The organism is Rhizobium sp. CECT 9324 (assembly GCF_918741265.1).
Classification (GTDB): domain Bacteria; phylum Pseudomonadota; class Alphaproteobacteria; order Rhizobiales; family Rhizobiaceae; genus Allorhizobium.
In genome coordinates this window covers 2,658,498-2,682,940 of the sequence record NZ_CAKKMZ010000001.1, presented here as the reverse complement: position 1 = coordinate 2,682,940, position 24,443 = coordinate 2,658,498, and the positions used below count along the sequence as shown (strand labels likewise).

At 61.3% G+C, this 24,443-nt stretch carries 27 protein-coding genes and 1 tRNA gene; 8 read left to right on the top strand and 20 right to left on the bottom strand.

Annotated elements, in window-relative coordinates:
- The first annotated feature begins 32 nt into the window (after positions 1 to 32).
- On the top strand, positions 33 to 374 hold the full coding sequence (locus LQ231_RS13180; protein ID WP_230171657.1) for a YciI family protein: 342 nt from the start codon (positions 33 to 35) through the stop codon (positions 372 to 374).
- Between the two features lie 53 nt (positions 375 to 427).
- Here LQ231_RS13180 and fghA read toward each other — a convergent pair whose 3' ends face one another.
- The 9 genes from fghA to LQ231_RS13135 all read right to left on the bottom strand — a co-directional run bounded on the left by fghA (position 428) and on the right by LQ231_RS13135 (position 7,697).
- The gene (gene fghA, locus LQ231_RS13175) at positions 428 to 1,261 is read right to left on the bottom strand and encodes an S-formylglutathione hydrolase (RefSeq protein ID WP_230171656.1); all 834 of its coding nucleotides are present in this window, start codon (positions 1,259 to 1,261) and stop codon (positions 428 to 430) included.
- Between the two features lie 58 nt (positions 1,262 to 1,319).
- Positions 1,320 to 1,985, bottom strand: coding sequence for a DUF1345 domain-containing protein (locus LQ231_RS13170; protein ID WP_230171655.1), 666 nt, complete (start codon positions 1,983 to 1,985; stop codon positions 1,320 to 1,322).
- 55 nt (positions 1,986 to 2,040) lie between these two features.
- Positions 2,041 to 2,481 carry a YaiI/YqxD family protein gene (locus LQ231_RS13165; RefSeq protein ID WP_113141466.1) on the bottom strand — a complete coding sequence of 147 codons (441 nt, stop codon included), beginning with the start codon at positions 2,479 to 2,481 and terminating at the stop codon, positions 2,041 to 2,043.
- A 31-nt stretch (positions 2,482 to 2,512) separates the two neighbouring features.
- Positions 2,513 to 2,986: a GNAT family N-acetyltransferase gene (locus LQ231_RS13160; RefSeq protein ID WP_230171654.1), complete on the bottom strand. Its 474-nt coding sequence runs from the start codon at positions 2,984 to 2,986 to the stop codon at positions 2,513 to 2,515.
- Positions 2,986 to 4,113 carry an S-(hydroxymethyl)glutathione dehydrogenase/class III alcohol dehydrogenase gene (locus tag LQ231_RS13155; RefSeq protein WP_113141464.1) on the bottom strand — a complete coding sequence of 376 codons (1,128 nt, stop codon included), beginning with the start codon at positions 4,111 to 4,113 and terminating at the stop codon, positions 2,986 to 2,988. Before LQ231_RS13155 ends, LQ231_RS13160 begins: the two co-directional genes overlap by 1 nt.
- A 112-nt stretch (positions 4,114 to 4,225) precedes the next feature.
- Entirely contained in the window at positions 4,226 to 4,855 is a 630-nt protein-coding gene (locus LQ231_RS13150) for a GNAT family N-acetyltransferase (RefSeq protein ID WP_230171653.1), read from the bottom strand.
- 81 nt (positions 4,856 to 4,936) lie between these two features.
- Complete coding sequence (locus LQ231_RS13145) at positions 4,937 to 6,208, bottom strand: hypothetical protein (RefSeq protein ID WP_230171652.1); 1,272 nt, start codon at positions 6,206 to 6,208, stop codon at positions 4,937 to 4,939.
- A gap of 110 nt (positions 6,209 to 6,318) precedes the next feature.
- Positions 6,319 to 6,669 carry a hypothetical protein gene (locus LQ231_RS13140; RefSeq protein ID WP_230171651.1) on the bottom strand — a complete coding sequence of 117 codons (351 nt, stop codon included), beginning with the start codon at positions 6,667 to 6,669 and terminating at the stop codon, positions 6,319 to 6,321.
- Between the two features lie 89 nt (positions 6,670 to 6,758).
- Entirely contained in the window at positions 6,759 to 7,697 is a 939-nt protein-coding gene (locus LQ231_RS13135) for a DMT family transporter (protein WP_230171650.1), read from the bottom strand.
- A 245-nt stretch (positions 7,698 to 7,942) separates the two neighbouring features.
- Here LQ231_RS13135 and LQ231_RS13130 point away from each other — a divergent pair, with 245 nt between their 5' ends.
- Positions 7,943 to 8,377 carry a helix-turn-helix transcriptional regulator gene (locus LQ231_RS13130; RefSeq protein WP_230171649.1) on the top strand — a complete coding sequence of 145 codons (435 nt, stop codon included), beginning with the start codon at positions 7,943 to 7,945 and terminating at the stop codon, positions 8,375 to 8,377.
- A 4-nt stretch (positions 8,378 to 8,381) separates the two neighbouring features.
- Here the strand turns inward: LQ231_RS13130 and lipB are convergent, their stop codons facing one another.
- Complete coding sequence (gene lipB / locus LQ231_RS13125; protein ID WP_230171648.1) at positions 8,382 to 9,104, bottom strand: lipoyl(octanoyl) transferase LipB; 723 nt, start codon at positions 9,102 to 9,104, stop codon at positions 8,382 to 8,384.
- A 215-nt stretch (positions 9,105 to 9,319) separates the two neighbouring features.
- Here lipB and LQ231_RS13120 point away from each other — a divergent pair.
- Positions 9,320 to 9,404, top strand: a tRNA-Leu gene (locus tag LQ231_RS13120).
- Positions 9,405 to 9,487: 83 nt separating this feature from the next.
- Here LQ231_RS13120 and LQ231_RS13115 read toward each other — a convergent pair.
- Positions 9,488 to 9,988 (bottom strand): BON domain-containing protein, encoded by a 501-nt coding sequence (locus tag LQ231_RS13115; RefSeq protein ID WP_230171647.1) that lies wholly within the window; start codon positions 9,986 to 9,988, stop codon positions 9,488 to 9,490.
- A gap of 82 nt (positions 9,989 to 10,070) precedes the next feature.
- Entirely contained in the window at positions 10,071 to 10,565 is a 495-nt protein-coding gene (locus LQ231_RS13110; protein ID WP_230171646.1) for a peptide deformylase, read from the bottom strand.
- Positions 10,566 to 10,803: 238 nt separating this feature from the next.
- Between LQ231_RS13110 and mgtE the strand changes: the two genes are divergently transcribed.
- Together mgtE and LQ231_RS13100 are read left to right on the top strand one after the other, a co-directional pair.
- Complete coding sequence (mgtE, locus tag LQ231_RS13105; RefSeq protein ID WP_230171645.1) at positions 10,804 to 12,231, top strand: magnesium transporter; 1,428 nt, start codon at positions 10,804 to 10,806, stop codon at positions 12,229 to 12,231.
- 59 nt (positions 12,232 to 12,290) lie between these two features.
- Positions 12,291 to 12,677, top strand: coding sequence for a MerR family DNA-binding transcriptional regulator (locus tag LQ231_RS13100; protein ID WP_113141454.1), 387 nt, complete (start codon positions 12,291 to 12,293; stop codon positions 12,675 to 12,677).
- An 18-nt stretch (positions 12,678 to 12,695) separates the two neighbouring features.
- Here the strand turns inward: LQ231_RS13100 and LQ231_RS13095 are convergent, their stop codons facing one another.
- From LQ231_RS13095 to LQ231_RS13085, 3 genes are all read right to left on the bottom strand, one after another.
- Entirely contained in the window at positions 12,696 to 13,166 is a 471-nt protein-coding gene (locus tag LQ231_RS13095; RefSeq protein WP_113141453.1) for an isoprenylcysteine carboxylmethyltransferase family protein, read from the bottom strand.
- 24 nt (positions 13,167 to 13,190) lie between these two features.
- The gene (locus tag LQ231_RS13090; protein ID WP_230173341.1) at positions 13,191 to 14,147 is read right to left on the bottom strand and encodes a heparan-alpha-glucosaminide N-acetyltransferase; all 957 of its coding nucleotides are present in this window, start codon (positions 14,145 to 14,147) and stop codon (positions 13,191 to 13,193) included.
- A 130-nt stretch (positions 14,148 to 14,277) separates the two neighbouring features.
- Complete coding sequence (locus tag LQ231_RS13085; RefSeq protein WP_113141451.1) at positions 14,278 to 14,970, bottom strand: DUF599 family protein; 693 nt, start codon at positions 14,968 to 14,970, stop codon at positions 14,278 to 14,280.
- Between the two features lie 589 nt (positions 14,971 to 15,559).
- On the opposite strand from LQ231_RS13085, the gene LQ231_RS13080 reads away from it, so the two are divergent.
- The 3 genes from LQ231_RS13080 (at position 15,560) to LQ231_RS13070 (ending at position 18,251) form a co-directional block, all read left to right on the top strand.
- Complete coding sequence (locus tag LQ231_RS13080) at positions 15,560 to 16,960, top strand: L-serine ammonia-lyase (RefSeq protein WP_230171644.1); 1,401 nt, start codon at positions 15,560 to 15,562, stop codon at positions 16,958 to 16,960.
- A 108-nt stretch (positions 16,961 to 17,068) separates the two neighbouring features.
- Positions 17,069 to 17,506, top strand: a complete 438-nt coding sequence (locus LQ231_RS13075; RefSeq protein ID WP_230171643.1) for a DUF1489 family protein — start codon at positions 17,069 to 17,071, stop codon at positions 17,504 to 17,506.
- A 118-nt stretch (positions 17,507 to 17,624) separates the two neighbouring features.
- Positions 17,625 to 18,251, top strand: a complete 627-nt coding sequence (locus LQ231_RS13070) for a tyrosine-protein phosphatase (protein ID WP_230171642.1) — start codon at positions 17,625 to 17,627, stop codon at positions 18,249 to 18,251.
- A gap of 102 nt (positions 18,252 to 18,353) precedes the next feature.
- Here LQ231_RS13070 and LQ231_RS13065 read toward each other — a convergent pair whose 3' ends face one another.
- Genes LQ231_RS13065 through LQ231_RS13045 form a run of 5 tightly spaced genes read right to left on the bottom strand, consistent with a single transcriptional unit; the run spans position 18,354 to position 24,311 of the window.
- Entirely contained in the window at positions 18,354 to 19,871 is a 1,518-nt protein-coding gene (locus tag LQ231_RS13065; RefSeq protein WP_230171641.1) for an ABC transporter substrate-binding protein, read from the bottom strand.
- A 23-nt stretch (positions 19,872 to 19,894) separates the two neighbouring features.
- Positions 19,895 to 21,583 carry an ABC transporter ATP-binding protein gene (locus LQ231_RS13060; RefSeq protein ID WP_230171640.1) on the bottom strand — a complete coding sequence of 563 codons (1,689 nt, stop codon included), beginning with the start codon at positions 21,581 to 21,583 and terminating at the stop codon, positions 19,895 to 19,897.
- Positions 21,580 to 22,407: an ABC transporter permease gene (locus LQ231_RS13055; RefSeq protein WP_230173340.1), complete on the bottom strand. Its 828-nt coding sequence runs from the start codon at positions 22,405 to 22,407 to the stop codon at positions 21,580 to 21,582. The genes LQ231_RS13060 and LQ231_RS13055 overlap by 4 nt, the downstream gene beginning before the upstream one ends.
- A gap of 17 nt (positions 22,408 to 22,424) precedes the next feature.
- On the bottom strand, positions 22,425 to 23,363 hold the full coding sequence (locus LQ231_RS13050; protein ID WP_230171639.1) for an ABC transporter permease: 939 nt from the start codon (positions 23,361 to 23,363) through the stop codon (positions 22,425 to 22,427).
- A 54-nt stretch (positions 23,364 to 23,417) separates the two neighbouring features.
- Positions 23,418 to 24,311 (bottom strand): proline iminopeptidase-family hydrolase, encoded by an 894-nt coding sequence (locus LQ231_RS13045; RefSeq protein WP_230171638.1) that lies wholly within the window; start codon positions 24,309 to 24,311, stop codon positions 23,418 to 23,420.
- Between the last annotated feature and the right edge of the window lie 132 nt (positions 24,312 to 24,443).

The following is a 24,443-nucleotide window of genomic DNA, read 5'->3' as shown; positions in this document are numbered from 1 at the left end:
GCGATCAGGGGGAGCCGCTGAAAGGAGACCTAATGACGCGGTATCTGGTGGCCATTCATCACCCCGACGGCTACGATCCATCGATTGCAGAGGACGAGGCGATGTCGCGCGACATCGACGCGCTGAACGACGAGATGGTGTCTGCCGGCGTTCGTGTTTTTGTCGGCGGATTGCATCCGGCAAGCCGTGCAATGTCGCTCACTTTGCAGGCCGATGGTTCTGTGCGTGTCGCCGATGGGCCGTATCTGCAAACCTCTGAACATGTCGGCGGTTTCTGGGTGCTGGAGGCCGCCGACCTGGGCGCGGCGCTGGCATGGGGTCGCAAAGCCGCCATTGCCTGCCGCGCACCGGTCGAGGTCCGCGCGTTTCACTGACAGCCTCGCCAATGCAGCGTACCCGGGGAAGCCGAGTTGCACGCGACGGCCGGTCAGCCCAGCCGTTCGGCATGCCACTTCAGGTGATCTTCCATGAAGGTTGAGATGAAGTAGTAGGAATGGTCGTAGCGCTCGTGCATCCTGAGCGTCAGCCCGATATCGGTTCCCTTGATCGCCTCTTCGAACAGCCAGGGTGCCAGTCCGGTTTCGAGGAAACTGTCGGCCTTGCCCTGATCAATGAGGAATTCGGGGAAGCGGGCGCCGTCCTCGACCAGTGCGCAGGCATCATACTGCCGCCATTTCGCCCGGTCGGCGCCGAGGTATTTCTCGAAGGCGTCCTGCGTCCAGTCGGCGGTCAGCGGGTTGACAATCGGGGCGAAGGCCGAGCAGCTCTTGTAGCGTTCCGGGTTCTTCAGGGCGATGGTCATGGCGCCGTGGCCGCCCATGGAGTGGCCGAATATGCCCTGGCGGTCCATGTCGACACGGAACTGTTCGGCGATCAGGGCCGGCAGTTCCTCGGTGATGTAGGAATACATCTGGTAGTGCTCTGCCCAGGGCGCCTCGGTGGCGTCGAGATACATGCCGGCGCCCTTGCCCATCTTCCAGTTGGTGAGTTCATCGGCGACGTCGTTGCCGCGCGGGCTGGTGTCGGGGCAGACGATGATCAAGCCGAGTTCGGCGGCCATGCGGCGGTACTCGCCCTTTTCCATCACATTGGCATGGCTGCAGGTCAGGCCCGACAGGTACCAAAGCACGGGCCGCTTCTCGGCAATCGCCTGCGGCGGCACGAAGACGGCGAAGGTCATCTCGGTCCCGGTGGTTTCGCTGTCATGGGCAAAGACGCCCTGCATGCCACCGAAGGCGGTGTTCTGGGAAAGGATCTTCATCGGTCTTCCTTGTCTGGTCTTGGTCGTATCTGTGATGTCGTCTGGGTCATGTGGCGGATCAGCCGGCCAGCGCCACGGCTGCATTGACGGCTGCGGCGATCAGCACGGTGTTGAAAAAATAGGATGTGGTGGCGTGGATCATGTTGAGCTTGCGCATCGATGTGCTGGTAATCGAGACATCGGCGGTCTGCGCCGTCATGCCGATGACCAGGGCGAAATAGACGAAGTCATGGCCGCAGGGCTCCGGCGTGCCAGGAAACTCGAGCCCGCCGCGATGCGGCCGTGCGCCGCCCTTCTGCGCCGGGCTAGGTTTCCAGAAGACATGGGCATAATGCATGGCGGCCATGGTGTGGATGGTCAGCCAGCCGAAAATGACTGATCCGGCAGCTGTGACCAGTTCCAGCGAGCCGCCTTTGACGTCGCGATTGAGCACGGCGAACAGGGATACTATGGCGGCCACGATGGCGAGCGCCGTGACGATGAAGATGACAAAGGCCGGGGCATCCGCCGTCTCGGCATGCTGGCGCAGAAAGGCCGGCGTCAGGCGCCGCAGTCGCCACCAGGCGAGCGTCAGATAGGCGACGAAAAACACGATCGCCGGTCCTTCGACGGCAATCGCCGGCTCCAGGCGTGCGATTACCGGCAGGGCGACCAGTGTCAGCGCACCGGCACCCATGAAGCTGCTGTAGCGGTGGTTGAGGATCCAGTTGCGCTCTTGTGTCATCGGTTCATCCGCTGATGCCTGCCTAGTCCCGGCTTTGGAGCCCGGTCGGGCGTCGTCACTTCTTGAGGCGGCGGCAGAGCCTGTCAAGCGTTTCGAGGAAGGCGGAACGGTCGCGCGGCGAAAACGCGGCGTTGTAGCCCTTGCTCTCGCCGGTCTCGCGCAGATGGGCGCCGAGATCGCGCATCGCGGTCGCCATGCCGATATTGGCAACGTCGAAAACGCGGCCGGTCGGACCGGTGACCTGCGCACCCGCCGCCACGCAGCGGCCGGCCAGCGGCACGTCGGCGGTGATGACGATGTCCTCGGGGCCGGCGCGTTCGGCGATCCAGTCGTCGGCCGCGTCAAAGCCGCTCGAGACGATGACGTTCTTCACCATCGGATCACGCGACGGGCGCAGGCCGGAATTGGCGACAAAGGTCACTTCCATGCCATGGCGCTCGGCCACTTTGAGGATTTCCGGCTTCACCGGGCAGGCATCGGCATCGACATAGATCATCAGGCAGTTTCCCGGCGCAATGGCCGCATGGTCACTTGACGGCGACCGTGGTGGGGCGGAACATGTCGACATGCGGGATGCCGTCTTCGAGATATTCCGCCGAGCAGACCTCGAAGCCGAACGAGGCATAAAAGGCCTTCAGATGGCTCTGCGCCGACAGGGCAAGGGTGCAGGCGGGAAACCGCGCCTCGCAGAGCGCGATCGCCTCGCGCATCACCGCATCGCCAAGCCGCTTGCCGCGGTGCGCTGGCGACACGACGACCCGGCCGATCTTCGCCGGGCCTGCTGCCTCGGAGGGCGCGAAAATCCGCGCCGCAGCGAGCAGATCACCGTCCTGCATCAGCCGCAGATGCAGGGCATGCCGGTCCTTGCCGTCGATCTCCGGATAGGGGCATTTCTGCTCCACCACAAAGACATCGACGCGCATCTTCAGCAGGTCATGAAGTTCGAGCGCGGAGAGCTCTTCCAGTCTCCGCGCATCGACCCGGTAGCTTTCCGCCGTCATCAGTAGACCACGACGCCGCGAATGCTTTCGCCCGAATGCATCAGTTCGAAGCCCTTGTTGATGTCTTCCAATGGCATGGTGTGAGTGATCATAGGATCGATCTGGATCTTGCCGTCCATATACCAGTCGACGATCTTCGGCACGTCGGTGCGGCCGCGCGCGCCACCGAAGGCCGTGCCCATCCAGTTGCGGCCGGTGACCAGCTGGAACGGACGGGTGGAGATTTCCTGTCCGGCACCGGCAACACCGATGATGACCGACTTGCCCCAGCCGCGATGGGATGCTTCGAGCGCCTGGCGCATGACCTTGGTATTGCCGGTGCAGTCGAACGTATAGTCCGCGCCGCCGATCAGGTCGCCATTGCGCTTGGTCAGGTTGACCAGATAGGGCACGATGTCGTCGCCGACTTCCTTCGGATTGACGAAATGCGTCATGCCGAACTTCTCGCCCCAGGCCTTGCGGTCATTGTTGATGTCGACGCCGATGATCATGTCGGCGCCGGCAAGACGCAGGCCCTGCAGAACATTGAGGCCGATGCCGCCGAGGCCGAAGACGATGGCGGTGGCGCCGATCTCGACCTTGGCGGTGTTGATGACAGCGCCGATGCCGGTGGTGACGCCACAGCCGATATAGCAGATCTTGTCGAACGGTGCGTCCGGGTTGACCTTGGCGAGTGCAATTTCCGGCAGAACGGTGAAATTGGCAAAGGTCGAGCAGCCCATATAGTGATGGATCTTGTCCTTGCCGATCGAAAAGCGGCTGGTGCCATCCGGCATCAGGCCCTGGCCCTGCGTGGCGCGGATCGAGGTACAGAGATTGGTCTTGCGGCTGAGGCAGGAGTAGCACTCGCGGCATTCCGGCGTATAGAGCGGAATCACGTGATCGCCCTTCTTCACCGAAGTGACGCCCGGACCGACATCGACGACAATGCCAGCGCCCTCATGGCCGAGAATGGCCGGGAACAGGCCCTCCGGATCGGCACCGGAAAGCGTGAAATCGTCGGTATGACAAATACCTGTGGCCTTTACTTCAATCAGAACCTCACCCGCACGCGGGCCTTCCAACTGAACGGTCATGATTTCCAGCGGCTTGCCAGCCTGCACGGCGACGGCGGCGCGAACGTCCATGATATAGTCTCCCTGTCTGATTTGTCGGCGCGACATTGGCACGCCGGACCAAGGCCGCTCAAGGGCTTTTGGCCGGCTTTTCGTCCTGTGATCGTTTTTGTGAGGGCGGCGGTTACGAAACCGGATCGACCGGACGGATCAACGGCACGTGCTGGGCCGCATCGATCCGCATCTTGCCGGTCAGGCGCGGATCCTCGGTCACCTCGACAAACGTGTCGTACGGCTCGAAGCCGGAGCGGCGATAAAAGGCAATCGCGCCGGGATGGTCGAAATGACAGGTGTGCAGCCAGAGCCTGGTGATCGGCTTTGCCCAGGCCTTTTGCAGTGCCTGGTTCATCAGCCAGCGCCCGGCGCCCTGGCCGATCGCTTCCGGCACGAGGCCGAAAAACACCAGTTCGCATTCGCCGGGCTGTCGAAAGTCCAGTTCAAGTATGCCGACTGGTACATCCTCTTTCATCGCCGCAAAGAGTTCGACACCCGTGTCGGCGAGGATGGCGCTCAGTTCCTCGTCCGGCATGACGAGCCGCGAGACCCACATCCAGTCCTCGCCGACGCGCCGAAACAGGTCGCGATACATGTCGAGGTCGACATCGATCCAACGCTCGAGCGTCAGATTCGGCCCCAAGTGTATTTCGGTGACATCGGGCTTCCTGCGCATTTCCAGACAGGTGACGACATTGGCAAGGGTGCCGGCGGGAAGGGCGGAGTAGCCCATGGGCAGAGGAGGATTGTCGGTTTTCATGGCTCTTTTGGAGCCAGTTCGGGTCTTGAAGTCAAGATCAGCATTCCCGTGTCGGACGATTTTCCTCACCCTGTGCCGGGCTCAGCCAAACAGCCGGTCGCAGGCATAGATTACCGCATACGCATGGATCGAAATGGCGGCGTAGAGGCCGAAGCCGGTCATCAGCCGTTCCGGACCGGACATGGGTATGAGCTCATGGCGCGGCTTGACCGTGCTGGTGCGGATCATGCTCAGCAGCGTAAAGATCGCCAGGCCGGACACCAGCACCATCGAAGGCAGACCGATGCGCCAGCAGGTCCACAAGATGATGCCCGTGATGCCGAAGCTCGCCAGCGCCAACATTTTCTGGCTGACGAAGATCTGGCGCAGAACCTGGCCACCATCGAAGCGGTAGGTGGGCAGCAGGTTGAGGAGGTTGAAGGCGCCGAGAATGACCAGGAAGATCAGGATCGGCCCTTCTGTTGCGGCGGAGTGCTGAATGGTCAGCGCGGACTGATGGCCCGCGACAATGATCGGCACCAGCAGTGCAGACACGCCAGCGCCCATCAGCGCACATGTCGCGACCTCGAACAGACTGTTATAGGGCCGCCCACCAATCGCGATCCCGCCGAGAAACGGGATGAAGACCATGCGCACCCTGGCATGGCCGAAGGCGCGGTAGGCGACCATGTGGCCGAGTTCGTGCAACACGATGACCAGTGTCAGGAAGATCGAGATCATCAGGCCCGCAGGGGTCAGGCCGAAGAACGGCCAGAGCGCCAGAGTAGAGCCGATGACCAGCAGGCTCTGCCAGAACGGATGTTCGATATGGGTGCGGCCCGTATGCGACCGTCCCTCGACATGATCGTCGAGCGCCTGCAGTTCGCGGCGTATGGAAAACAGGCGCAGCAGATAGAAGGCAAGGCCGCGATAGCTGTCGGTTTGCTCGAACGTCACAAGCGCGCCCTTATCGGCGGGTTCGATATGGCGGCTTTCGCGATATCCTGCCCAGAAGGATTGATGCAGCGTGCTGTCGGAAATGACGCGCAGATCGCAGGAGAAACTGCCATTGGCGTTCATCGAGGCACGGTCGACGATCATCGTTCGCTTGGTCGGCTTGCCGTTCCTGTCCGGTTGCCGATAGACAAATTCCACCCGGTCCGGATGCCCAGCGACCGGTTCGACGGCGATGACCGACGGGTGCCAGTCGGTCAATGCGCCGGCGGGTCGGGTGATGTTCCAGAGATCTTCGGGGCGCTTGCGCACCATTCTGCTGATCCGGATGGTCCGGCGACCGAGAGGGGCCGCCATCAGCAGCCAGAGCAGGCCGAGGTTGATCACGAGCAGGAAGATTGCGGCTTGATGGGTCGCCAAAATGAACTCCTCGGGCCGTGGCTGATGCCAAACTAGGCCGCATATCTTACGTTCGAGTTTCTGAAATTGCTAAAATGCGACGCAAGCGCCAGCCAACGGCATCGCTGCCGCTAGCTTGCGTGACCGTTCTCGAGAAAGACCCTGTCCGGCACCTTGAGCCACCGGTCGGCAAGATCATCCACAAGGACGCGCCGCATGCTGTCGTCCTTGGTCGTGCCGACAGCGCCGAAGGGCGCACGGTCTTGGAGGCAATGGTGCGGGGGGTGCTCGACGCAAAAGCTGTTCCCCTCTGCAGATCTGTCAGAGCGGGAATTGTTCGTCGCCGGATGCGGCGTGACATCATCCAATGTCAGCCCGTCATCGGGAAACGTCAGAATGCGTGAAAGAAGAATGTCGTCAGCCGACAGCTTCTGTTTGCCGGCAACGACACGTGCCGGAAACGAGAGGCGAAACTCGCTCATGTTTCTCTATCCTGTTTCATCATGAAACTGGAGGACAGGATAGAGCTCGATCCCTTGCATTTTCGCCAACAAACGACGTTAGCAGGATCTTACCGAGCTGCCTCTGATCTGGCGATCTTGGTGGACTGTTGCTGCTCGCGCCAGAGAATGAAGAGACCCGATCCGACGATGATCACGATACCGAGCCATTTCGAGGCAGTCGGGAATTCGTCGAAGAACAGATAGCCGAGGGCGACAGCGGCAATGATTTCGAAATACTGGAACGGTGCGAGCACCGACAGCGGCGCCATGCGAAACGCGCGCACGACGAGAAGATGGATGAACCCCGATATTGTGCCCAAAAGGGCGAGAAGCATGAGGCCAAACCAGGATGCCGGCAGGGAGGCCGCAAAATTGGCATCCCCTGCGCTTGTTCCGATCGCCATGGCGCCGACCATGAACAGCGTTCCACCGATACCGGCAAATGTCTGCATGGTCATCGGCGAATCGGCTTCACCGATCGCCCGGTTGAGGAACATGTAGAGGGCAAAGAGAAAGGCGCAGGCGACCGGCAGCAGCGCCGTCAGGCCGAAGATCTCATAGCTTGGCTGGATCACGATCATCGCGCCACCGAAGCCGACGACGATGGCCAGCCAGCGGCGCCAGCCGACTTTTTCACCCAGAAACATCGCCGACAAGGCCGTGAGGATGAACGGCTCGACAAAATAGATGGCAAAAACGTCGGCGAGCGGCATGTATTTGACCGCCATGAAGAACAACAGGCTCGCCGCCCCATGCAGCGCGCCACGCAAAAGGTTCATCCACGGACGCTTGGCAGCCAAGGCAGCAATTCCGCGCAAAGCGAACAGGAAGGGCAGGGTGGAAGCGAGTTGGAACAGGAACCGGTAGAATGTCACCTGTCCCGGCGACATGCCCTCGACAGTCGCCATGTATTTGGCAATCGCATCCATTACCGGCAGGACCAGCATGCAACCGGCCATCAGGACCATGCCGCGCAGGGGATTGGACGACGATTGCGACTGCTGCATGAAGGATTGCCTTGCGAATTGTCAGGCCATCAAGCACAGGCTGCAGGGCAGTTCAAGGATACCGTCGATCTCATGACCCGTTGCGAACAGGCATTGTGCGGTGCTGTGGCGAATTCCCGCATGTGCATGGCGTTGCCGGGGTGGCGGCCGCATGTGAGCTATCCTATATTCGTCTGGAGGATGCAAAAGACTGGCTGACAACCGGACGCTTCCGGGCTTGGCTCTTTGCAAAAGGAGGATAAGGCATGCCGACACGCAGCGTTTCACGGATGATCGATTCGAGCGATGACACGCTGGGCGGGCGCCTGTCGGCCGCGCGCGATGCGGCTGGCGTTACGCTGCCCGATCTCGCCAACCGTCTCGGGGTCAAAGCGGACAGCCTGCTCAACTGGGAGGCTGACCGCTGCGAGCCGCGGCCGTCGCGCCTGATTGATCTTGCCGGCATTCTCGGTGTCTCACCGATGTGGCTGATAACCGGCCATGGTTACGGGCCGCTCGAAGAAACCGATGACCTGCCGATTGAGGCGTTGCAGGTGCAACTGCGCCGGCTGAATGATGCCCATCAGGAATGCGGTCGGCTTATCCGCCAGATCAGCCAGCAGATCGAACGCTACGAGGATCGGCAGGACGGCAAGCAGGCGGTGTCCGACCTCGATGGGCCGGCAATCGGGCGGGCTTGACGCATTACGCCTGGCTTTCGTTGACCGTCTCGCCGAAGACCTCCTGGAAGGCATCGCGCAGGCGCATGTCGACATCGGTCATCATCACCGGAAGCCCTAGGTCGACCAGGCTGGTCACGCCATAGGTCCTGATTCCGCAGGGCACGATGCCGGAAAAATGGTCGAGGTCGGGATCGACATTGATCGACAGGCCGTGAAAACTGACCCAGCGGCGCAAGCGGATACCCAGCGCCGCGATCTTGTCCTCGGCCATCGTGCCGTCCGGCAAAAGCGGCTTTTCTGGCCTTCGCACCCAGACGCCGACCCGGTCTTCGCGCCGTTCGCCGCGCACATTCATGCTGTCGAGCGTGCGGATCACCACGTCTTCGAGGGCCGCCACATAGGCGCGCACATCCTGGCGCCTGCGCTTCAGGTCGAGCATGACATAGGCCACCCGCTGGCCGGGGCCGTGATAGGTATATTCGCCGCCACGACCAGTGGCAAAAACCGGAAAGCGGTCGGGCTGGATCAGGTCGGCAGAATCGGCGCTGGTGCCGGCGGTATAAAGCGGCGGATGTTCGACCAGCCAGACGAGTTCATCGGCCGTGCCGTCGGCGATTGCCGCCACCTGGCGCTCCATTTCGGCGACGGCTTCTTCATACGGTACGAGCCCTTCGGTAATCCGCCAGCGAACGGCGGGACAGCCATCGGCCGCCTGCATGGAAAGATCGAGATCGGTGCGTTGCATGAAATTTGCCTTCGGGTGAAAACCCTTGTTTTCCCTTTACTTGGCAAGAAACTCCCGGGAGTTCAAGGGGAGTTGGACGCTTGTCGCTCGCGGCTGTTCACAGGCTTATCCACCGGTTGTACCGAATTTTCAAAAATCTGTCATGGCGGGCTTGTGGACCCCGGATGCTTTTGCTACATGCAGCCCCGCCGGAGCAATTCGGCGCCTACCACGATGCGGTCGTGGCGGAATTGGTAGACGCGCAGCGTTGAGGTCGCTGTGTCGCAAGACGTGGAAGTTCGAGTCTTCTCGACCGCACCAAAAAAAGCCCGGCCATTTGGCCGGGTTTTTTGTTTTCTACTGCAGGATCAACATTCTAGCTGACGACATTATTGTTTCGATCGTTAATCGGTGTCGCTTGGAATGTGGCTGTCGATGCCCAGCGTCGTGATGTGATTGTGCACCGCGTTGACGCCGTCGATCGCGAGCACCTTCAATTCGATCATTCGGCGCTCCTCGGCGGTATCAACAGCGCCGCGCAACGTCACCAGATGGCCATCGACCTGGATGTCGATGCCTGCCAGCGTCGTCTCATCGAGATCGGCGAGCGCTGCATCGATGTCCGATTCGAGCTGGTCGTCGTCGCCGCCAAAGTCCTCGCTCGGAACTTCCGGCGTCGTGGGCGCCCGCTGGGCACCGTTCGCCTCGACCGTGCTCACCCCAAATCCCTTGTTGCGATCACGGTCGAAATTGGCGCCGGTCTCGCCGTAGCCATGGTTGCCGACCGGCTCTGCCGCCGTGCCCGCGCCGTCGGCATAGGGCCAGCCATTGTCGATATCGCGCTGTTCATAGTCGCGGTAATCGTCTTCGCGGGAAAATTCGGTCGTGCTGCGGTCCTTGGCCATGGATCTGCTCCTTCGCTTGCCAGTTGAAGAGCAAACGCATGGGGGGCGGCTTTGTTCTCCGGCACAGGCGGCGGAATGCAATTCAGCGCGCATGCTTGTCCCACTTCTTCAACAGCCGCTCGCGTTTCAGGCGTGACAGTCGATGGATCCAGAAGATGCCTTCGAGCTGGTCGATTTCATGCTGCATGCAGATCGCAGCAAAACCGTCGAGCGTTTCATGTGTCTCCACGCCGTCGAGGGTGCAGTAGCGGATGTCGATGCGGCGCGGCCGCACCACCGTGTCGGTCATTCCCGGCATCGAGACACTGCCCTCGGTGTGTTCCATGGTCTCGTCCGACACAGACACAAGCTCTGGATTGACATAGTCGCGTCGGCCGCCAAGTTCGGCCAGGTCGAGCACGACGACCCGCTGCAAGATGCCGCAATGGGCAGCGGTGATGCCGACGCCCGGTGCTGCCGTCATCGCGGCATGCAGGCCATCGGCCAGGGCCTTGAGGCCGGCGTCGAATACGGTCACCGGCAGGCAGTGGGTTTTCAGGGCGGGATCGGGGTAGCGGCGGATCGAAAGCACTGTCACGGTGGTTGTCGGTCTCGTGTTGCGGGCCGGTCGAGACCCGTTGATGTGGCGGACGCAAGCGACCTCGCGGTCTGCCGGAACGGGACTCGACCGGGCCGCGCCGATAGGTTAGCAGGGAGCCTTCGCATTTGCACATCCGGGCGAGATCAAATCGCTATGCAGTTGTTGACAATACGTTTTTAGCCGCCATTCTGCGGCGGCCGGGCGCGGCACGACAGAATGATGCGAGGGTGCTTGTATGACGGACAACGAGGAAGACCTCCGCACCCGCCCGACGCCGGAAGAGGTGCATGAGGACATCTACGGCGACGATGGCTCGATCCGGCTGGACTTTCTGGCCATGGTCGGCGCAGCTATCGCCGACCGCGACCTGCTCTTCCTGCGCCAGCATGTCGCCCGCCTGCACGAATCGGAACTCGGCGACCTGATCGAGGCTATCCAGCCGGATCAGCGCATCGCGCTTGTCCGCCTGCTTGGCGACGATTTCGACATGACGGCGCTGACCGAGGTCGACGAGGCGATCCGCCTGCAGATCGTCGGCCATCTGCCGAATGCCCAGATTGCGGCTGCCATCGGCGATCTCGATTCCGATGACGCGGTCTACATTCTCGAAGACCTCGACAAGGAAGACCGCGACGAGATCCTGGCGCAGCTGCCATTCACCGAGCGCGTTCGCCTGCGCCGGGCACTTGAATATCCGGAAAGCTCGGCCGGTCGCCGTATGCAGACCGAGTTCGTCGCCGTGCCGCCGTTCTGGACGGTCGGTCAGACGATCGACTACATGCGCGACGAAGAGGGGTTACCGGACAGCTTCACCCAGATCTTCGTCATCGACCCGACCTTCAAACTGCTCGGCGTCATCGATCTCGACCGTATCCTGCGCACCAAACGCCAGGTGAAGATCGAAACCATCATGCGCGAGACCAATCATCCGATTCCGGCCGAAATGGACCAGGAAGAGGCCGCACAGCTTTTCGAGCAGTATGACCTTCTCTCGGCCGCCGTCGTCGACGAGAGTGGCCGTCTGGTCGGCGTCCTGACCATCGACGACGTGGTCGATGTCATCCAGGAAGAGGCCGAGGAAGACCTGATGCGCCTCGGCGGCGTCGGCGACGAAGAACTGTCTGACAGTGTCGCCGAAACGTCGCGCTCACGCGTGCCGTGGCTGGCGGTCAACCTGTTCACCGCCTTCGTCTCGGCCTCGGTCATCTCGCTGTTCGAGGCAACGATCGAGCAGGTGGTGGCTTTGGCGATCCTGATGCCGATCGTTGCCGGCATGGGCGGCAATGCCGGTTCGCAGACCATGACCGTGACCGTCCGGGCGCTGGCAACCCGCAATCTTGACATCCACAATGCCTGGCGCGTCGTGCGTCGTGAAGCGGGGGTTGGGCTGATCAACGGCGTCCTGTTCGGCTGTCTGGTCGGCACGGTTGCGGCGATCTGGTTCCAGAACATCTACATCGGCGGACTGATCACCACGGCCATGCTGATCAACATGTTCGCAGCCGCCATGGCCGGGATCACCATCCCCATACTGCTGGTAAGGAGCGGCGCCGATCCGGCGGTCTCGTCCGCGGTGTTTGTCACGGCGATCACCGATACCATCGGATTTTTCAGTTTCCTCGGCCTTGCCACATGGTGGTTCGGGATTGGGATCGGCAGCTAAAAATTGACTTTTACGTAAATGTAAATATGCTGTCGGTTCTTGATTGAGCAGGAACGCATGTGAAGAAATTTTATAGCATCACCGAGCTGACACGGGAATTCGGCGTGTCGACGCGCACTCTACGCTTCTACGAGGATGAGGGCCTGCTTCATCCCGAGCGGCGCGGCAGAACCCGTCTCTACCGCTCGGCAGATCGTCGACTGCTGCAGGAGATCCTGCGCGGCCGCCGCATCGGCTTCACCATCGCCGAGATCCGCGAGATCGTGCATGTCTACAAGGAACCGCCGGGCGAGATCGGTCAGTTGAAGCTGATGATGAAGCGCATCGACGAGAAACGCGAAGAATTGCGCCAGAAGCGGCGCGATATCGACGAGACCCTGACGGAACTCAACAATGCCGAGGAAGCCTGCCTGACCCGCCTGGTCGAAATCGGCGTCGGCAGCTGACCTTCGCTTGCCTCCGCCTCAGACCCAGCGCCGGGTGTGGCGGCAATACCGTTCGAAATCGATGCCGAAGCGGGCGAGCAGGTGCATTTCCTCACAGCGTATGGCCACCAGACTTGTGGCAAATGCCGCAACGCCAGCGGCGATCAGGAACCAGCCGTTGCCGCTGATCAGGCCTAGGGAAATCGTCAACAACGTATAGCCGAGATATATCGGATTGCGGCTGAGCCTGAACGGCCCGGTGGTGACAAGCCGCTGGGCGCATCGGGTCGGCAGGACTGGCGTGTGGCAGTCCATCAAGGTCTTCACGGCCCAGACATCAAGCGCGACAGCAAAGGCAGCGAGAAGGAGCCCGGCAATCCATCGCCACCTGTCGCCACCGAGCGGCAGAGTGGCGATGAATTTATGCGCAAGCAGCGCAACGATGATGGCAATCCCAAACAGCATGGGTGGCCAGGGATAACGCAAGGGCTGCAGCCGATAGGCATTCATGGCCAGCTTCCGTTTCAGCTAAAGTCATTGGCTTGTGGTCGTACACTCACTTGCAAGCTTCAGGATGCGGTCATCCTGACTGGGCAAGATTGCGCCAGACTGGAGCGGTTCGAGCAGTGATTGCTGCTGCAACTGGTCGAGCGTGCAGCTGCAGAAGCGCTGGCAGAGCTGAAGGTTGCTGCCTTCGGCCAGGCAGCCGCTCTCGCAACTGCGGATATAGGTGAGTGCCGGGTCCGGTTTTGCCGGGGGCACCACCTGGGACACCAGATAGACCAGGGCAAACAGCAGCGGCTGATGCAACAGGTAGACGATCAAGCTGTGGCGACCGCCCCAACGCAGCCAGCCGGGTCCCGCCGGGAGCTTGGCGAGTGCTGCAAACGCGCCGCGATCACGCAGGATGCGGGCTAGCGCTATGCCGCATAGCAAGGCACCCAGCCAGGGAAGCAGCGGGACGAAGTCATTCGAGCGTGGAACGGTCTGCGACAGGCCGGTAAACCAAAACCAGGGTGTGTCGAAGATCTCCGACCGCCATAGGTTCGGCAGGGCGATGGCGCCACCTGCTGCCACCAGCGTGACCAGCGGCGGCAGTCGCAGAAACAGCAGGCCGATGAGACTGGCCGTTGCGATGGAATGCAGGATGCCGAAGAAAATCCAGCCGTCGGGGACGAACCACCATGTTGCCGCCGAGATCGCCAGAGCTGCGGCAACAATGACGGCCAGACGCTTGAGAAAGGCCTGAAGCTTCAGTTGCGGATAATGGGCAAGCACAAGGCTGAAGCCGGCGAGAAAGAGAAAGCTGGAGGCGATGATCCTGGCATAGAGCCGGAGGAAGCCTTCCGTCGATGTTCCGGGCGCCAGATAGCCAAAGAATTCGAGATCCCAGGAAAAGTGGTAGGTTGCCATGGCGATCAGGGCAATGCCGCGCAGGGCATCGAGCCACAAGAGCCGGTGTGTCACCGGCGCTGCTCCGGCGCTGTTCATTTCCGCCACGCTGTGTCCTTCCGGTCTGATTGCCTGCGCCGACATCTTATCCGCGCCGTGCTCGTGGCAAAGCCGTCAAACGCGGCCTTTTCATGGCTGCAGGTCGGCATCGATCGTGTCCCCCGGCCACTTACCGGTCCTTGTCGCTCAACAGTGCCAGCCGTGCTTCGGAAAAGAATTGCCGGCGCAGGAGCACGAAGAAGACAAGGACCGTCGACAGCATGAAGATATACGGGCTGACGAACCAGCCGAGATAGCCGATCGAATAAAAAATGGCGCGCAGGCCGGCGTTGAAATGGCTTGCGGCGATAATGTTCATGCGGATCGTGATTTCGGCCGCCTCGCGTGCCTTTTCCGGGTTCTTTTCGGCTTCGCTCATCATCGGAATGGCGCCGAACAGGATGGTGCAATAGTTGAACAGGCGGTAGGACCAGCCGAACTTGAAGAAGGAGTAGGCAAACAGCGCGATCAGGCCACTGACCTTCATTTCGAAGGCCGCGCGGCCACCCTGGACGAGATAGGGAATGTCCTTGATGATGGCGTCGACCTGCTCGGTCGCGCCGAGCAGGGCAAAACAGCCGCCGATGGCAAAGATCGTGGTCGACGCGAAAAATGCCGTTCCGTTCTGCAAGCCCCCCATGATCTGCGTGTCGATCATCTTCAGATCGCGCGACAGCGAATTGAGGATCCATTCACGCCGGCGCTCTGCCATGGCTTTTGTCAGGCTCGTCCGCTTCAGGATGCGCTTTTGTCCGGTAATCCAGGCATAGGTCACCCAGAGAAAGACGAAGAGTGCCATGGCGCAGTAGTCGATCGTTGTCATTCCGTGAGTCCACCGTAAGATTCCCCGCCCATTGTTAGCTTTGGAGTGCCGACCTCGCTACGGAAATTAACTCTCCCCAATGATTTTGGGCCAAAATGAGGCAGGCTGTCTCGGTGGTGGCTCAAGCGCATATGGCTACAAGCCATTGAAATTACATGTATCCATGCATTGAATGCATACCTGCATCCCGGAATCAGTCTTCGTTTCGCCTTTTTTGCGGTTGCGAAGAGCCGGAAATTTTAATAGATCGTTCTCCACAAGGCGGTCGGGGGACAGCTTTTGTCAACAATGCGTTCTCATTCGGAGTTTCCATGGAAGGCAGTGTCCAGAAGTCGTGCTGGAGCGTTACTATTCGGGCTTTGATGGGGTTTGCCGGCGTTCTTTGCCTGGCTTATCTTTTCAGCAGTATGTAACGCCTACACGCAATTAATTGCCAACAGCGCGGTCTTCGGGTCGCGCTGTTTGCGTTTGTAGCGACATAATCATTCCTTTCGATGTCGCGGCGGTGAAAGCCGATGTCGATCCTCGCCCGCATTCGTGCTACGCGATCCTTTAGCCTCTGATAATTGCAGTGCAGAAGGACGGATCCATGTTTCTTTCGGTTTTCGACGTGTTCAAGATCGGGGTCGGTCCTTCGAGTTCCCATACGATGGGACCGATGACGGCGGCCAACCGGTTTCTCGATCTGATCCTGTCCGACGAGTGGCCGCGGCCTGCGGGTGCGCATGTGACTGCGCTGAAAGCCAGCCTGCACGGGTCGCTCGCCTATACCGGCATCGGCCATGGCACCGGCAATGCCGTGATCATCGGCCTGATGGGCGAGGCGCCCGACAAGGTCGATCCGGACCGGATGGACGAGATCATCGCTGAGGTCGAACGCACCGGACGCGTCACGCCGCCCGGCCATCCGGGTTATCATTTCAAGCCGAAGGACGATCTCGTCTACGACAAGAAGACACCGCTGCCTGGTCATGCCAATGCCATGCGGCTGACGGCCCTCGATCGTGACGGCCGCGTGCTGCTGACCCAGGTCTACTTCTCCATCGGCGGCGGTTTTGTCGTCACCGAGACGGAGTTGCTCGCGATGCAGAAGAACAAGAAGGCAGCCTCGACGCAGAAGGTGCCTTATCCCTTCGCCTCGGCCAAGGAGATGCTGGCCATGGCGGCTAGTTCCGGTCTGAGCATTGCCCAGATGAAGCGGGCGAATGAAGAGGCGGTGATGGACCGCGCCACGCTCGATGCCGGGCTCGACCGGATCTGGGATGCGATGAGCGGCTGCATCGACCGCGGACTGAAACAGGACGGCAGGCTGCCGGGCGGACTGAATGTGCGCCGCCGCGCCCGGTCGATCCATGACAAGCTGCAGGAGGAATGGCGCAGCAACCGGCAGAATCCGCTTCTCGCCAATGACTGGCTCTCCGTCTATGCAATGGCGGTCAACGAGGAAAATGCCGCCGGCGGCCGCGTCGTCACTTCGCCGACCAATGGTGCGGCCGGCGTTGTTCCGGCCACGGTGCGCTACTACCTGCATTTCCATCCGGAAGCGGACCAGGAAGGGGTGCGCGACTATCTGCTGACGGCGGCTGCCATCGGCGGCATCATCAAGCACAATGCCTCGATCTCGGGCGCGGAAGTCGGCTGTCAGGGCGAAGTCGGCTCGGCCTCGGCCATGGCGGCCGCAGGTCTGGCGGCCGTGATGGGCGGCTCGCCGGAGCAGATCGAGAATGCCGCGGAGATCGCGCTGGAACATCATCTCGGCATGACCTGCGACCCGATTGCCGGCCTCGTGCAGGTGCCGTGCATCGAGCGCAATGCCCTCGGTGCCGTCAAGGCGGTGACGGCTGCGTCGCTGGCGATGAAAGGCGACGGCGAACATTTCGTGCCGCTTGACGCCTGTATCGAGACCATGCGCCAGACCGGCAATGACATGAACGAGAAATACAAGGAAACCTCGCTCGGAGGTCTGGCCGTCAACGTCGTCGAATGTTGACGCGCTGCCATTGCCGGCAGCGATCCACGTGATCGATCGGTTGGGGAGGGAAGGGCCTGCGGCACCAGTGCCTCTTGACGGCGGCGTGGAACCGGCTATCTCCGAGGCATGACCCTTCATCTGATCAAGCTCTGTGTCGGCTGCGAAGCCATCGACGACCTGCGGGAATGGGTTGCCGAGCGCGCGCTGGTATCGGTCGCGGCCGGCCTTCAGCCGCAAAGCAGCCACGTCACCCGCATGGTGCCGAAGCGTGCTGAGGAATTGCTCGATGGCGGTTCGCTCTACTGGATCATCAAGGGGCAGGTGGCCGCGCGCCAGGTTTTGCTCAACATCAAGACCTTTACCGGCGGTGACGGGATCAGCCGTTGCGAACTGATCCTCGGCCCTGAGGTAATCGAGACCTCGCCCGTGCCACGCCGGCCGTTTCAGGGATGGCGCTATCTCGAGCCCGATGCCGCTCCGCGCGACCTCGGCGCTTCCGGTGCCAATCTCGAGGCGATGCCGGATGAGCTGAAGCGTGAATTGTCGGAACTCGGTCTTCTCTAGGCCACACACTCATTTTGGCCTGTCGGTTCACAGGCCTTGATCCGCACCGCGCGGCGCCACAGGAAAGCCTTGGTGCGCGGTCATAGGCGTCTGGTCTTGTGGTTGGGGTCTTTGAAGAATGTCGAATACGGCCGGGGTTGAAACACCGATCTCCAATACGCGCGGCGCTGACATTGGTCGCGTCGCGCTGAAAACGCTCAAGCGTTTCGGCATCTTACTCGCTGCGGTTTGCCTCGCCTACGGCGTCTATATCGGGGTCACCTTGCTGCGCGGCAATTTCCACGAAATCCTACCGGGGCAATACTACCGGTCGGCACAACTGTCGGGCAATGCGCTTGGCCAGTATATCGACCAGTACAAGATCAAGACGGTCATCAACCTGCGTGGTGAGCATGTCGGCACGCCCTGGTACGATGCGGAGGCCGCGGCGACAGCGTCGCGGGATACGGCGCTGGTCAATTTCCCGATGTCGGCCCTCAAGGAACTGAAGGCCGAGGATGTGCAGCGACTGCTCGGCATCCTGAAGACCGCGCAGCAGCCGGTCCTGGTGCATTGCGCCTCCGGCGCTGACCGCACCGGTCTGGCCTCGGTGATCTTCCTGCAGCAGGTCGCCGGCATTGACGAAGAGACCGCCGAATGGCAGCTCTCGCCGATCTACGGCCATATCGGCCTGCCGTTCCTTGGTCCCTATGCGATGGACACGACCTGGGAAGCGCTGGAAAAGGTAATCGGCCTGGACAGCTGAACCGTGCACCCGTCATGTTTGCGATGCCGGCGTAGATGATGCAGTCATTCACCATTCGCTGCCAAGACAGCGAATGGTGTGCTCAAGCAGGCTGCTGGCAGCTCAGTTCTTGACGGTGTCTTCGAGGAAGAAGCGACCGAGCGGATTCTGGTAGAAGTTCTCGATATTCTTGCGCGAAACGTTGATGTACGGGCTGTAGTAGAGGTCGATCCAGTGCACGTCGTCCTTGGCGGTCTTCTGGATATCGATATACAGCGCCTCGCGCTTGGCCGGATCCAGTTCAAGGCGGGCCGCGGCGACCATGTCCTTGACCTTGTCGCTGTTGTAGCGGGTCATGTAGTTCATATTGGTGTCGTGGCCGAGCACGAAAGTGGTCTTCTGGTCAGCATCGAGAATGTCATTGGTCCAGTACATCACCGAGATGTCGTAGTCTCCGGCCACCAGCATGTCCCAGCTCTGGCTCGGATCGACCTTCTGCAGGTTGACGGTGACGCCGGCCTTGGCCAGTTGCTGCTGCAGGAGAACGGCGATCTGCTCGTCGACCTCGTTGCCGGCGTTGACGATGTAGTTCAGCGACAGATCGGATGCGCCGGCTTCCGCCAGCATGGCCTTGGCCTTTTCCGGCTCATAGGGATACTGATAATTGGCGTCATAGTGATACAGCGAGCCCTTCGGAATGTAGGAATTGGCGACCGTGCCGAGACCGAAGGTCACGGTATCGACGATCGCCTTCTTGTCGATCGCCATGTCCAGCGCCTGGCGCACTTCCTTCTTGGCCAGCGCACCATGTTCATGGTTGATCAGCAGATGGTCCTCGCGGGTCGAGGTATCGACATGCACTTGAAGGTTCGCATCTTTCTTCAGTTCCTCGACGCGCGAGAAAGGCACGAAGATCGCGGTGTCCAGTTCGCCGGCCTGCACATTGAGCATGCGGGTATTGTCATCAGGCACCGAGATCCACTCGACACCGTCGAGCTTCACCCGGTCCGCCTGCCAGAAATTCGGGTTCTTCTCGAGGATGACGCGGTCGCCGCGGCGCCATTCCTTGACCGTGAAGGCGCCGGATGAGGCAATCGGCTTTTCGGCAAATGCTTCCTCGCCGGCTTCTTCCAGCCCCTTCTTGGAAAGGACGGAGACGTTGGGCAGGGCGAGCGTCGAAAGGAACGGCGCCGACGGCGTCTTCAGCTTGACGACCAGCGTCTTGTCGTCGGCGGCCTCTGCCGTGTCGACCACCTTGTAGCTGTCGCTCCAGAGTGAGCCTTCATTGTCGCGGATGCGAAGCAGGCTGAAGGCGGCGTCGCCGGCCGTGATCGGCGATCCGTCGGAGAACTTGGCGTCGCGCATCTTGAACGTGTAGGTCAGGCCGTCATCGGAAATGGTCCAGCTTTCGGCAAGGCCGGGCTCCAGTTTGGTGCCGGACTTGTCGACGCGCACCAGCACGTCGAAGACGTTGGAGAACACCCAGTTGTCGACGTTCTGCGCAGACTTGATCGGGTCGAATGTTGTCGAGTCCTCGCGGCGGCCGATGGTCAGCACGCCGGCCGCTTGCGCCAGCGTCGAGCCCAGCGTCAGCATCGCGAGCACGGTGGCCACGCTGATGGTCTTCCATTTGCTTGTCATGTCGTTCGTTCCCTTTGTTGTTATCAGGCAGTCAGGAGATGCGGTATGGTCTCCGCCGGCAGGCCGCCCAACAGCGGTTTGTCGGGGTCGATATCGGGAATGGCGGCGATCAAAGCCGCGGTATAGGCGTGCTGCGGCCGGGCAAAGACGTCCTCGCAGCGGCCCTCCTCGACGATCTGGCCGCGATACATCACCACAACCCGGTCGCAGAGGTTGCGGACGATGGCGAGGTCGTGAGCAATGAACAGGAGCGTCAGGTTCATGGCGCTCTTCAGATCGCGAAACAGGTCGATGATCTGTGCCTGGATCGTCACATCCAGTGCCGCCACGCATTCGTCGGCGATGATCAGTTTCGGATCGACGGCCAGTGCCCGCGCGATGCCGGCGCGCTGGCACTGGCCTCCGCTCATCGATTGCGGGCGGCGTGTGGCAAATTCCCGATCCAGTCCGACCAGATCGAGCAGTTCGTGGACGCGGGCGGGTATCCGGTTGGCCGGCACCTTGTTTTGCACCGCCAAAACCTCGGCCAGCATCGCGCCGATGCTCATGCGCGGGTTCAGCGCGTTGTAGGGATCCTGAAACACCATGGCCGCCTGTGTCCGGATCTTGGCCAATGCCTGGCGGCGCTGCTGGGCGAGGTCCAGACCCTCGAAGCTGATATGGCCCGAGGACAGCGGTGTCAGGCCCAGGATGGCGCGCGCCAGCGTGCTCTTGCCGGACCCACTTTCACCGACGATGCCGACTGTTTCGCCGGGCATCACGCGCAGGCTGACGCCATTGACGGCGGCTACATGGGACTTGCCGCTCTTCAACAGGCTGAAACCGGGAGTCGGGAAGCGAACCACGAGATCATCGATTTCGAGCAACGGCTTTGCCGCCGGAGCCGATGCACTCTGGATGCTTGCTGGACCATCTTCCTCCGGCATGGACGGGTGGCTCTCGAGCAGGCTGACGGTATAGGCATGCCGCGGGTTCGACAGCACTTGCCGCTTGTCGCCGAGTTCCAGCAACTGGCCGTGACGCAGCACGGCAATCCGGTCGCAGGTCTGGGCGACGATGCCGAGATCATGGGTGATCAGGATGATCGACAGGCCGCGCGCGTCGCGAAGGTCCATCAGCAGCTTGAGGATCTGCGCCTGGATTGTGACGTCGAGCGCCGTCGTCGGCTCGTCGGCGATCAGGATTTCCGGATTGCAGGACAGTGCGACGGCAATCATCGCCCGCTGGCGCATGCCGCCGGAGAATTCATGCGGATAATTGTCGTATTGCCGCTCGGGATCGGGAAAGCCGACCTGGGCGAGGATGTCGATGGCCATGGCTTTCGCATCGCGGCGCGACTTGCCCTGGTGATAGCGAATGCCTTCCGCAATCTGGTCGCCGATGCGCATCACCGGGTCGAGATGGCTGGTCGGGTTCTGGAACACCATGCCGATCTTGGCACCGCGCACGGCGCGCATGGATTCTTCGTCCAGTGTCGTCAGGTCGCGGGCGCCGAGCATCACCGACCCACCGGTGATGGTGATCGCCTTGGACGGCAGGAGTTGCACCAGCGCCCGGCAGATCATGCTCTTGCCGGAGCCGCTTTCGCCGACAAGGCCGAGTATTTCGCCGCGGCCGAGATCGAAGGACACGGCATCAATGAGCGTGCGCGTCTCGCCGTCGAGCAGGGCGTGTACGGTCAGATCGCGGATGGAGAGGACCGGCTCGCTCATTCTCGCACTCCCAGCCATTCCCCCAGCCCGTCGCCGAGAAGGCTGAAGCCGAAGGCCAGCACGACGATGGAAAGGCCCGGAAAAAGCGTGATCCACCAGGCCGTGGTGATGAAGCTCTGGCCTTCCGCAACCATGACACCCCATTCGGCGACCGGCGGCTGAACACCGAGGCCGAGATAGCTGATGGCGGCGCCACTGAGCAGCACCAGAACCGCATCCGACATGGAGAATACGATCGATCCGGCAATCGCGTTCGGCAACAGGTGGCGGAACATGATGCGACTGCGGCTGAAACCGAGGCTGACGGCGGCCACCGCATAATCGCTGTTCTTCAGTACCAGCATCTGTGCGCGGATCAGCCGGGCGTAGGAGACCCAGCCCACCAGCGCCATGGCGATATAGAAGCTCGACAGGCCCGGCCCGAGAATGGCGATGATCGACAGCATCAGCACGAGGAAGGGAAAGGCGAGGATGATATCGACCAGCCGCATGAAGATCGTATCGACGATGCCGCCGAAGAAGCCGGCGATCGTGCCGATGAAGGTGCCGATCAGGAACGGGAAGGCGACGCCGATGACGGCGATCTGCAGGTCGATGCGCGTACCCCAGAGAACACGCGAGAAGATGTCGCGGCCGAAATTGTCGGTGCCGAAGGGGTGAGCCAGAGAAGGCACAGCGAGCCGAACGGCCGCATCCTGATAGATCGGATCGTATGGCGCGATCAGGGGGGCGGCGAGCGCGACCAGCAGAAACAGACCCAGGATAGCTGCGCCCGTCGCCAGCGTCAGGTTGCGGCCGAGAAATTGGCTCCACGGAACGGTCATGCGAATGGCGGCGGCGGTCATAGGCGCACCCTCGGGTCAAGGGTCACGGTGACGATATCTGCCAGGAAGTTGACCAGCACGGTGGCGCAGGCAAAGACCATGGCGACGCCCTGGACGACCATGTAGTCGCGCGAGAAGATGGCGCGCACCAGAAGCTGTCCCATACCCGGAATGGCAAACACGGTTTCGACCACGACCGTGCCGCCGATGAGCCAACCGATGTTGACGGCCAGCAGATTGATTGTCGGCACCAGCGAATTGGGCAGCACGTGCCGCCAGAACACGATGCTTTCCGGCATGCCACGGGCGCGGGCCGCGGTCGCCAGGTCCGATTGCAGCTCGACGATCATCGCCGCTCGCAGGCTGCGCGTCAAAACCGCCGATAGCGACAGCGCAATTGTCAGGCTCGGCAGGACCAGATGCGCTGCCTTGTCGAGAAAGCCAGTCCCATAGCCTGAGACCGGCAGGACGCCGAGTTTGACGGAAAACAGGATGATCAGCATCAGCGCCAACCAGAAGGGCGGAAAGCCGATACCGAGCGTCGAGACGATGCGCACGGCGTGGTCCGGCAGGCGACCGCTGTTGCGTGCCGCCAGAGCTGCCATCGGAACGGCAATCAGGATCGACAGTAGGACGCTGGTCAGCACCAGCACCAACGTCGGCTCGATGCGGGTGACAATCAGCTTCAGCACGTCGATCTTGTAGAGGATCGACTTGCCCATCTCGCCCTTGCCGAGGTTTTGGATGAAATAGAAATATTGCAGCCAGATCGGCTCGTCGAGACCGTATTGGGCGCGGATGCGGGCGATTGCCGTCGGGGTCGAACGGGCGCCGAGGAGAACGCGGGCGGGATCGCCCGGGATCAGCCGGACCAGGATGAAGGTGATGACGCTGATGCCGAACAGCACCGGCAGAAACTGCAGCGGGCGGAACAGCACGAACCTATAGCGGTGCATGGGCCTGCACCTTTCCGGCCTGTCGGCCTTGAAGCGAACGTCGCGCGCTGCCGATCATGCCGCCGTCCTGTGACGCGCGAGGAAATCGAGAAGCACCGGATAATAGCCATCCGGATTTTCATAGAACGGCATGTGGCTGGCATTGTCGATGACGCTCAGTTGTGCGTCGGGGAGGTTCAGTTTCATGCGCAGCGCGCAGGCCGGGGTCAACTCGTCGTGCTCGCCGCAGGTGATCAGCACCGGGACGGTGATTTTCGGAAGATCCGGCACACGGTTCCAGTCTTTCAGGTTGCCGATATAGAGGAATTCGTTCGGGCCCTGCATCGTGCCGTAAGGCGCCATGTTCCAGTCGTCGAGGGATCGTTTGACCGGTGCCGGCCAATCCGAAAGCCGGCAGACATGCCGATAGTTGAGAAGGGTAATCGCCGCCAGATATTCCGGGTGATCGATGCTGCCGCGCGCCTCGTGTTTCTGCATCATCGCCACGGTCTCAGAACCGAGTGCTGCCCGCAGCCGCTCGAGTTCAAGGATCAGATGCGGCATGTCGGCAACTGTGTCCTCGAGGATCAGTGTCTTGAGGTTTTCCGGATAGGTGAGCGCATAATCGATGGCGAGCCAGCCGCCCCAGGAATGACCCAGCATATGCACCTTGCCGAGCCCCAGCGCCTTGCGCACGGTCTCGGTTTCCTCGACATAGCGGCCGATGGTCCACAGCGCCGTGTCGGTCGGGCGGTCGGAGGCGCCGGTGCCGAGCTGGTCGAAGGCCACGACCCTATAACCCTGGTCGACGAGGCAGGAATGGGCTTCACGCAGATAGTCGCAGGGCAGGCCAGGTCCACCATTGAGACAGAACACCGTGTCCGGACCCGAGCCGAAACTGTAGGCGACGACCTTGTGGCCCGTCACATCGATTTCGATCCGCTCATCCGGTTCCATCTCGCGCCACATCGTGCGTCTCCTGCATGCCGCAAACACTGCTCATCTTTTCAGCAAGGCTAATTTTTAGCGTTTTATCGGTTCCGCACCAGCTATAAGAAGTGATAGGATGAGAACTCCGCTGCACTACAGATCCCGGTTCGA

What these genes read in the sequence shown, in the direction of transcription:
- LQ231_RS13150 (WP_230171653.1), bottom strand. Translation starts at nt 4,855, where the DNA reads ATGAAAACCGACAATCCTCCTCTGCCCATGGGCTACTCCGCCCTTCCC.
- LQ231_RS13115 (WP_230171647.1), bottom strand. Translation starts at nt 9,988, where the DNA reads ATGGCCAAGGACCGCAGCACGACCGAATTTTCCCGCGAAGACGATTAC.
- LQ231_RS13060 (WP_230171640.1), bottom strand. Translation starts at nt 21,583, where the DNA reads ATGAGCGAGCCGGTCCTCTCCATCCGCGATCTGACCGTACACGCCCTG.
- lipB (WP_230171648.1), bottom strand. Translation starts at nt 9,104, where the DNA reads ATGCAACGCACCGATCTCGATCTTTCCATGCAGGCGGCCGATGGCTGT.
- LQ231_RS13135 (WP_230171650.1), bottom strand. Translation starts at nt 7,697, where the DNA reads ATGCAGCAGTCGCAATCGTCGTCCAATCCCCTGCGCGGCATGGTCCTG.
- LQ231_RS13180 (WP_230171657.1), top strand. Translation starts at nt 33, where the DNA reads ATGACGCGGTATCTGGTGGCCATTCATCACCCCGACGGCTACGATCCA.
- LQ231_RS13170 (WP_230171655.1), bottom strand. Translation starts at nt 1,985, where the DNA reads ATGACACAAGAGCGCAACTGGATCCTCAACCACCGCTACAGCAGCTTC.
- LQ231_RS13075 (WP_230171643.1), top strand. Translation starts at nt 17,069, where the DNA reads ATGACCCTTCATCTGATCAAGCTCTGTGTCGGCTGCGAAGCCATCGAC.
- LQ231_RS13065 (WP_230171641.1), bottom strand. Translation starts at nt 19,871, where the DNA reads ATGACAAGCAAATGGAAGACCATCAGCGTGGCCACCGTGCTCGCGATG.
- LQ231_RS13140 (WP_230171651.1), bottom strand. Translation starts at nt 6,669, where the DNA reads ATGAGCGAGTTTCGCCTCTCGTTTCCGGCACGTGTCGTTGCCGGCAAA.
- LQ231_RS13080 (WP_230171644.1), top strand. Translation starts at nt 15,560, where the DNA reads ATGTTTCTTTCGGTTTTCGACGTGTTCAAGATCGGGGTCGGTCCTTCG.
- LQ231_RS13055 (WP_230173340.1), bottom strand. Translation starts at nt 22,407, where the DNA reads ATGACCGTTCCGTGGAGCCAATTTCTCGGCCGCAACCTGACGCTGGCG.
- LQ231_RS13090 (WP_230173341.1), bottom strand. Translation starts at nt 14,147, where the DNA reads ATGAACAGCGCCGGAGCAGCGCCGGTGACACACCGGCTCTTGTGGCTC.
- LQ231_RS13160 (WP_230171654.1), bottom strand. Translation starts at nt 2,986, where the DNA reads ATGACGGCGGAAAGCTACCGGGTCGATGCGCGGAGACTGGAAGAGCTC.
- LQ231_RS13165 (WP_113141466.1), bottom strand. Translation starts at nt 2,481, where the DNA reads ATGATCTATGTCGATGCCGATGCCTGCCCGGTGAAGCCGGAAATCCTC.
- fghA (WP_230171656.1), bottom strand. Translation starts at nt 1,261, where the DNA reads ATGAAGATCCTTTCCCAGAACACCGCCTTCGGTGGCATGCAGGGCGTC.
- LQ231_RS13085 (WP_113141451.1), bottom strand. Translation starts at nt 14,970, where the DNA reads ATGACAACGATCGACTACTGCGCCATGGCACTCTTCGTCTTTCTCTGG.
- LQ231_RS13045 (WP_230171638.1), bottom strand. Translation starts at nt 24,311, where the DNA reads ATGTGGCGCGAGATGGAACCGGATGAGCGGATCGAAATCGATGTGACG.
- LQ231_RS13155 (WP_113141464.1), bottom strand. Translation starts at nt 4,113, where the DNA reads ATGGACGTTCGCGCCGCCGTCGCCGTGCAGGCTGGCAAGCCGCTGGAA.
- LQ231_RS13070 (WP_230171642.1), top strand. Translation starts at nt 17,625, where the DNA reads ATGTCGAATACGGCCGGGGTTGAAACACCGATCTCCAATACGCGCGGC.
- LQ231_RS13130 (WP_230171649.1), top strand. Translation starts at nt 7,943, where the DNA reads ATGCCGACACGCAGCGTTTCACGGATGATCGATTCGAGCGATGACACG.
- LQ231_RS13095 (WP_113141453.1), bottom strand. Translation starts at nt 13,166, where the DNA reads ATGAATGCCTATCGGCTGCAGCCCTTGCGTTATCCCTGGCCACCCATG.
- mgtE (WP_230171645.1), top strand. Translation starts at nt 10,804, where the DNA reads ATGACGGACAACGAGGAAGACCTCCGCACCCGCCCGACGCCGGAAGAG.
- LQ231_RS13050 (WP_230171639.1), bottom strand. Translation starts at nt 23,363, where the DNA reads ATGCACCGCTATAGGTTCGTGCTGTTCCGCCCGCTGCAGTTTCTGCCG.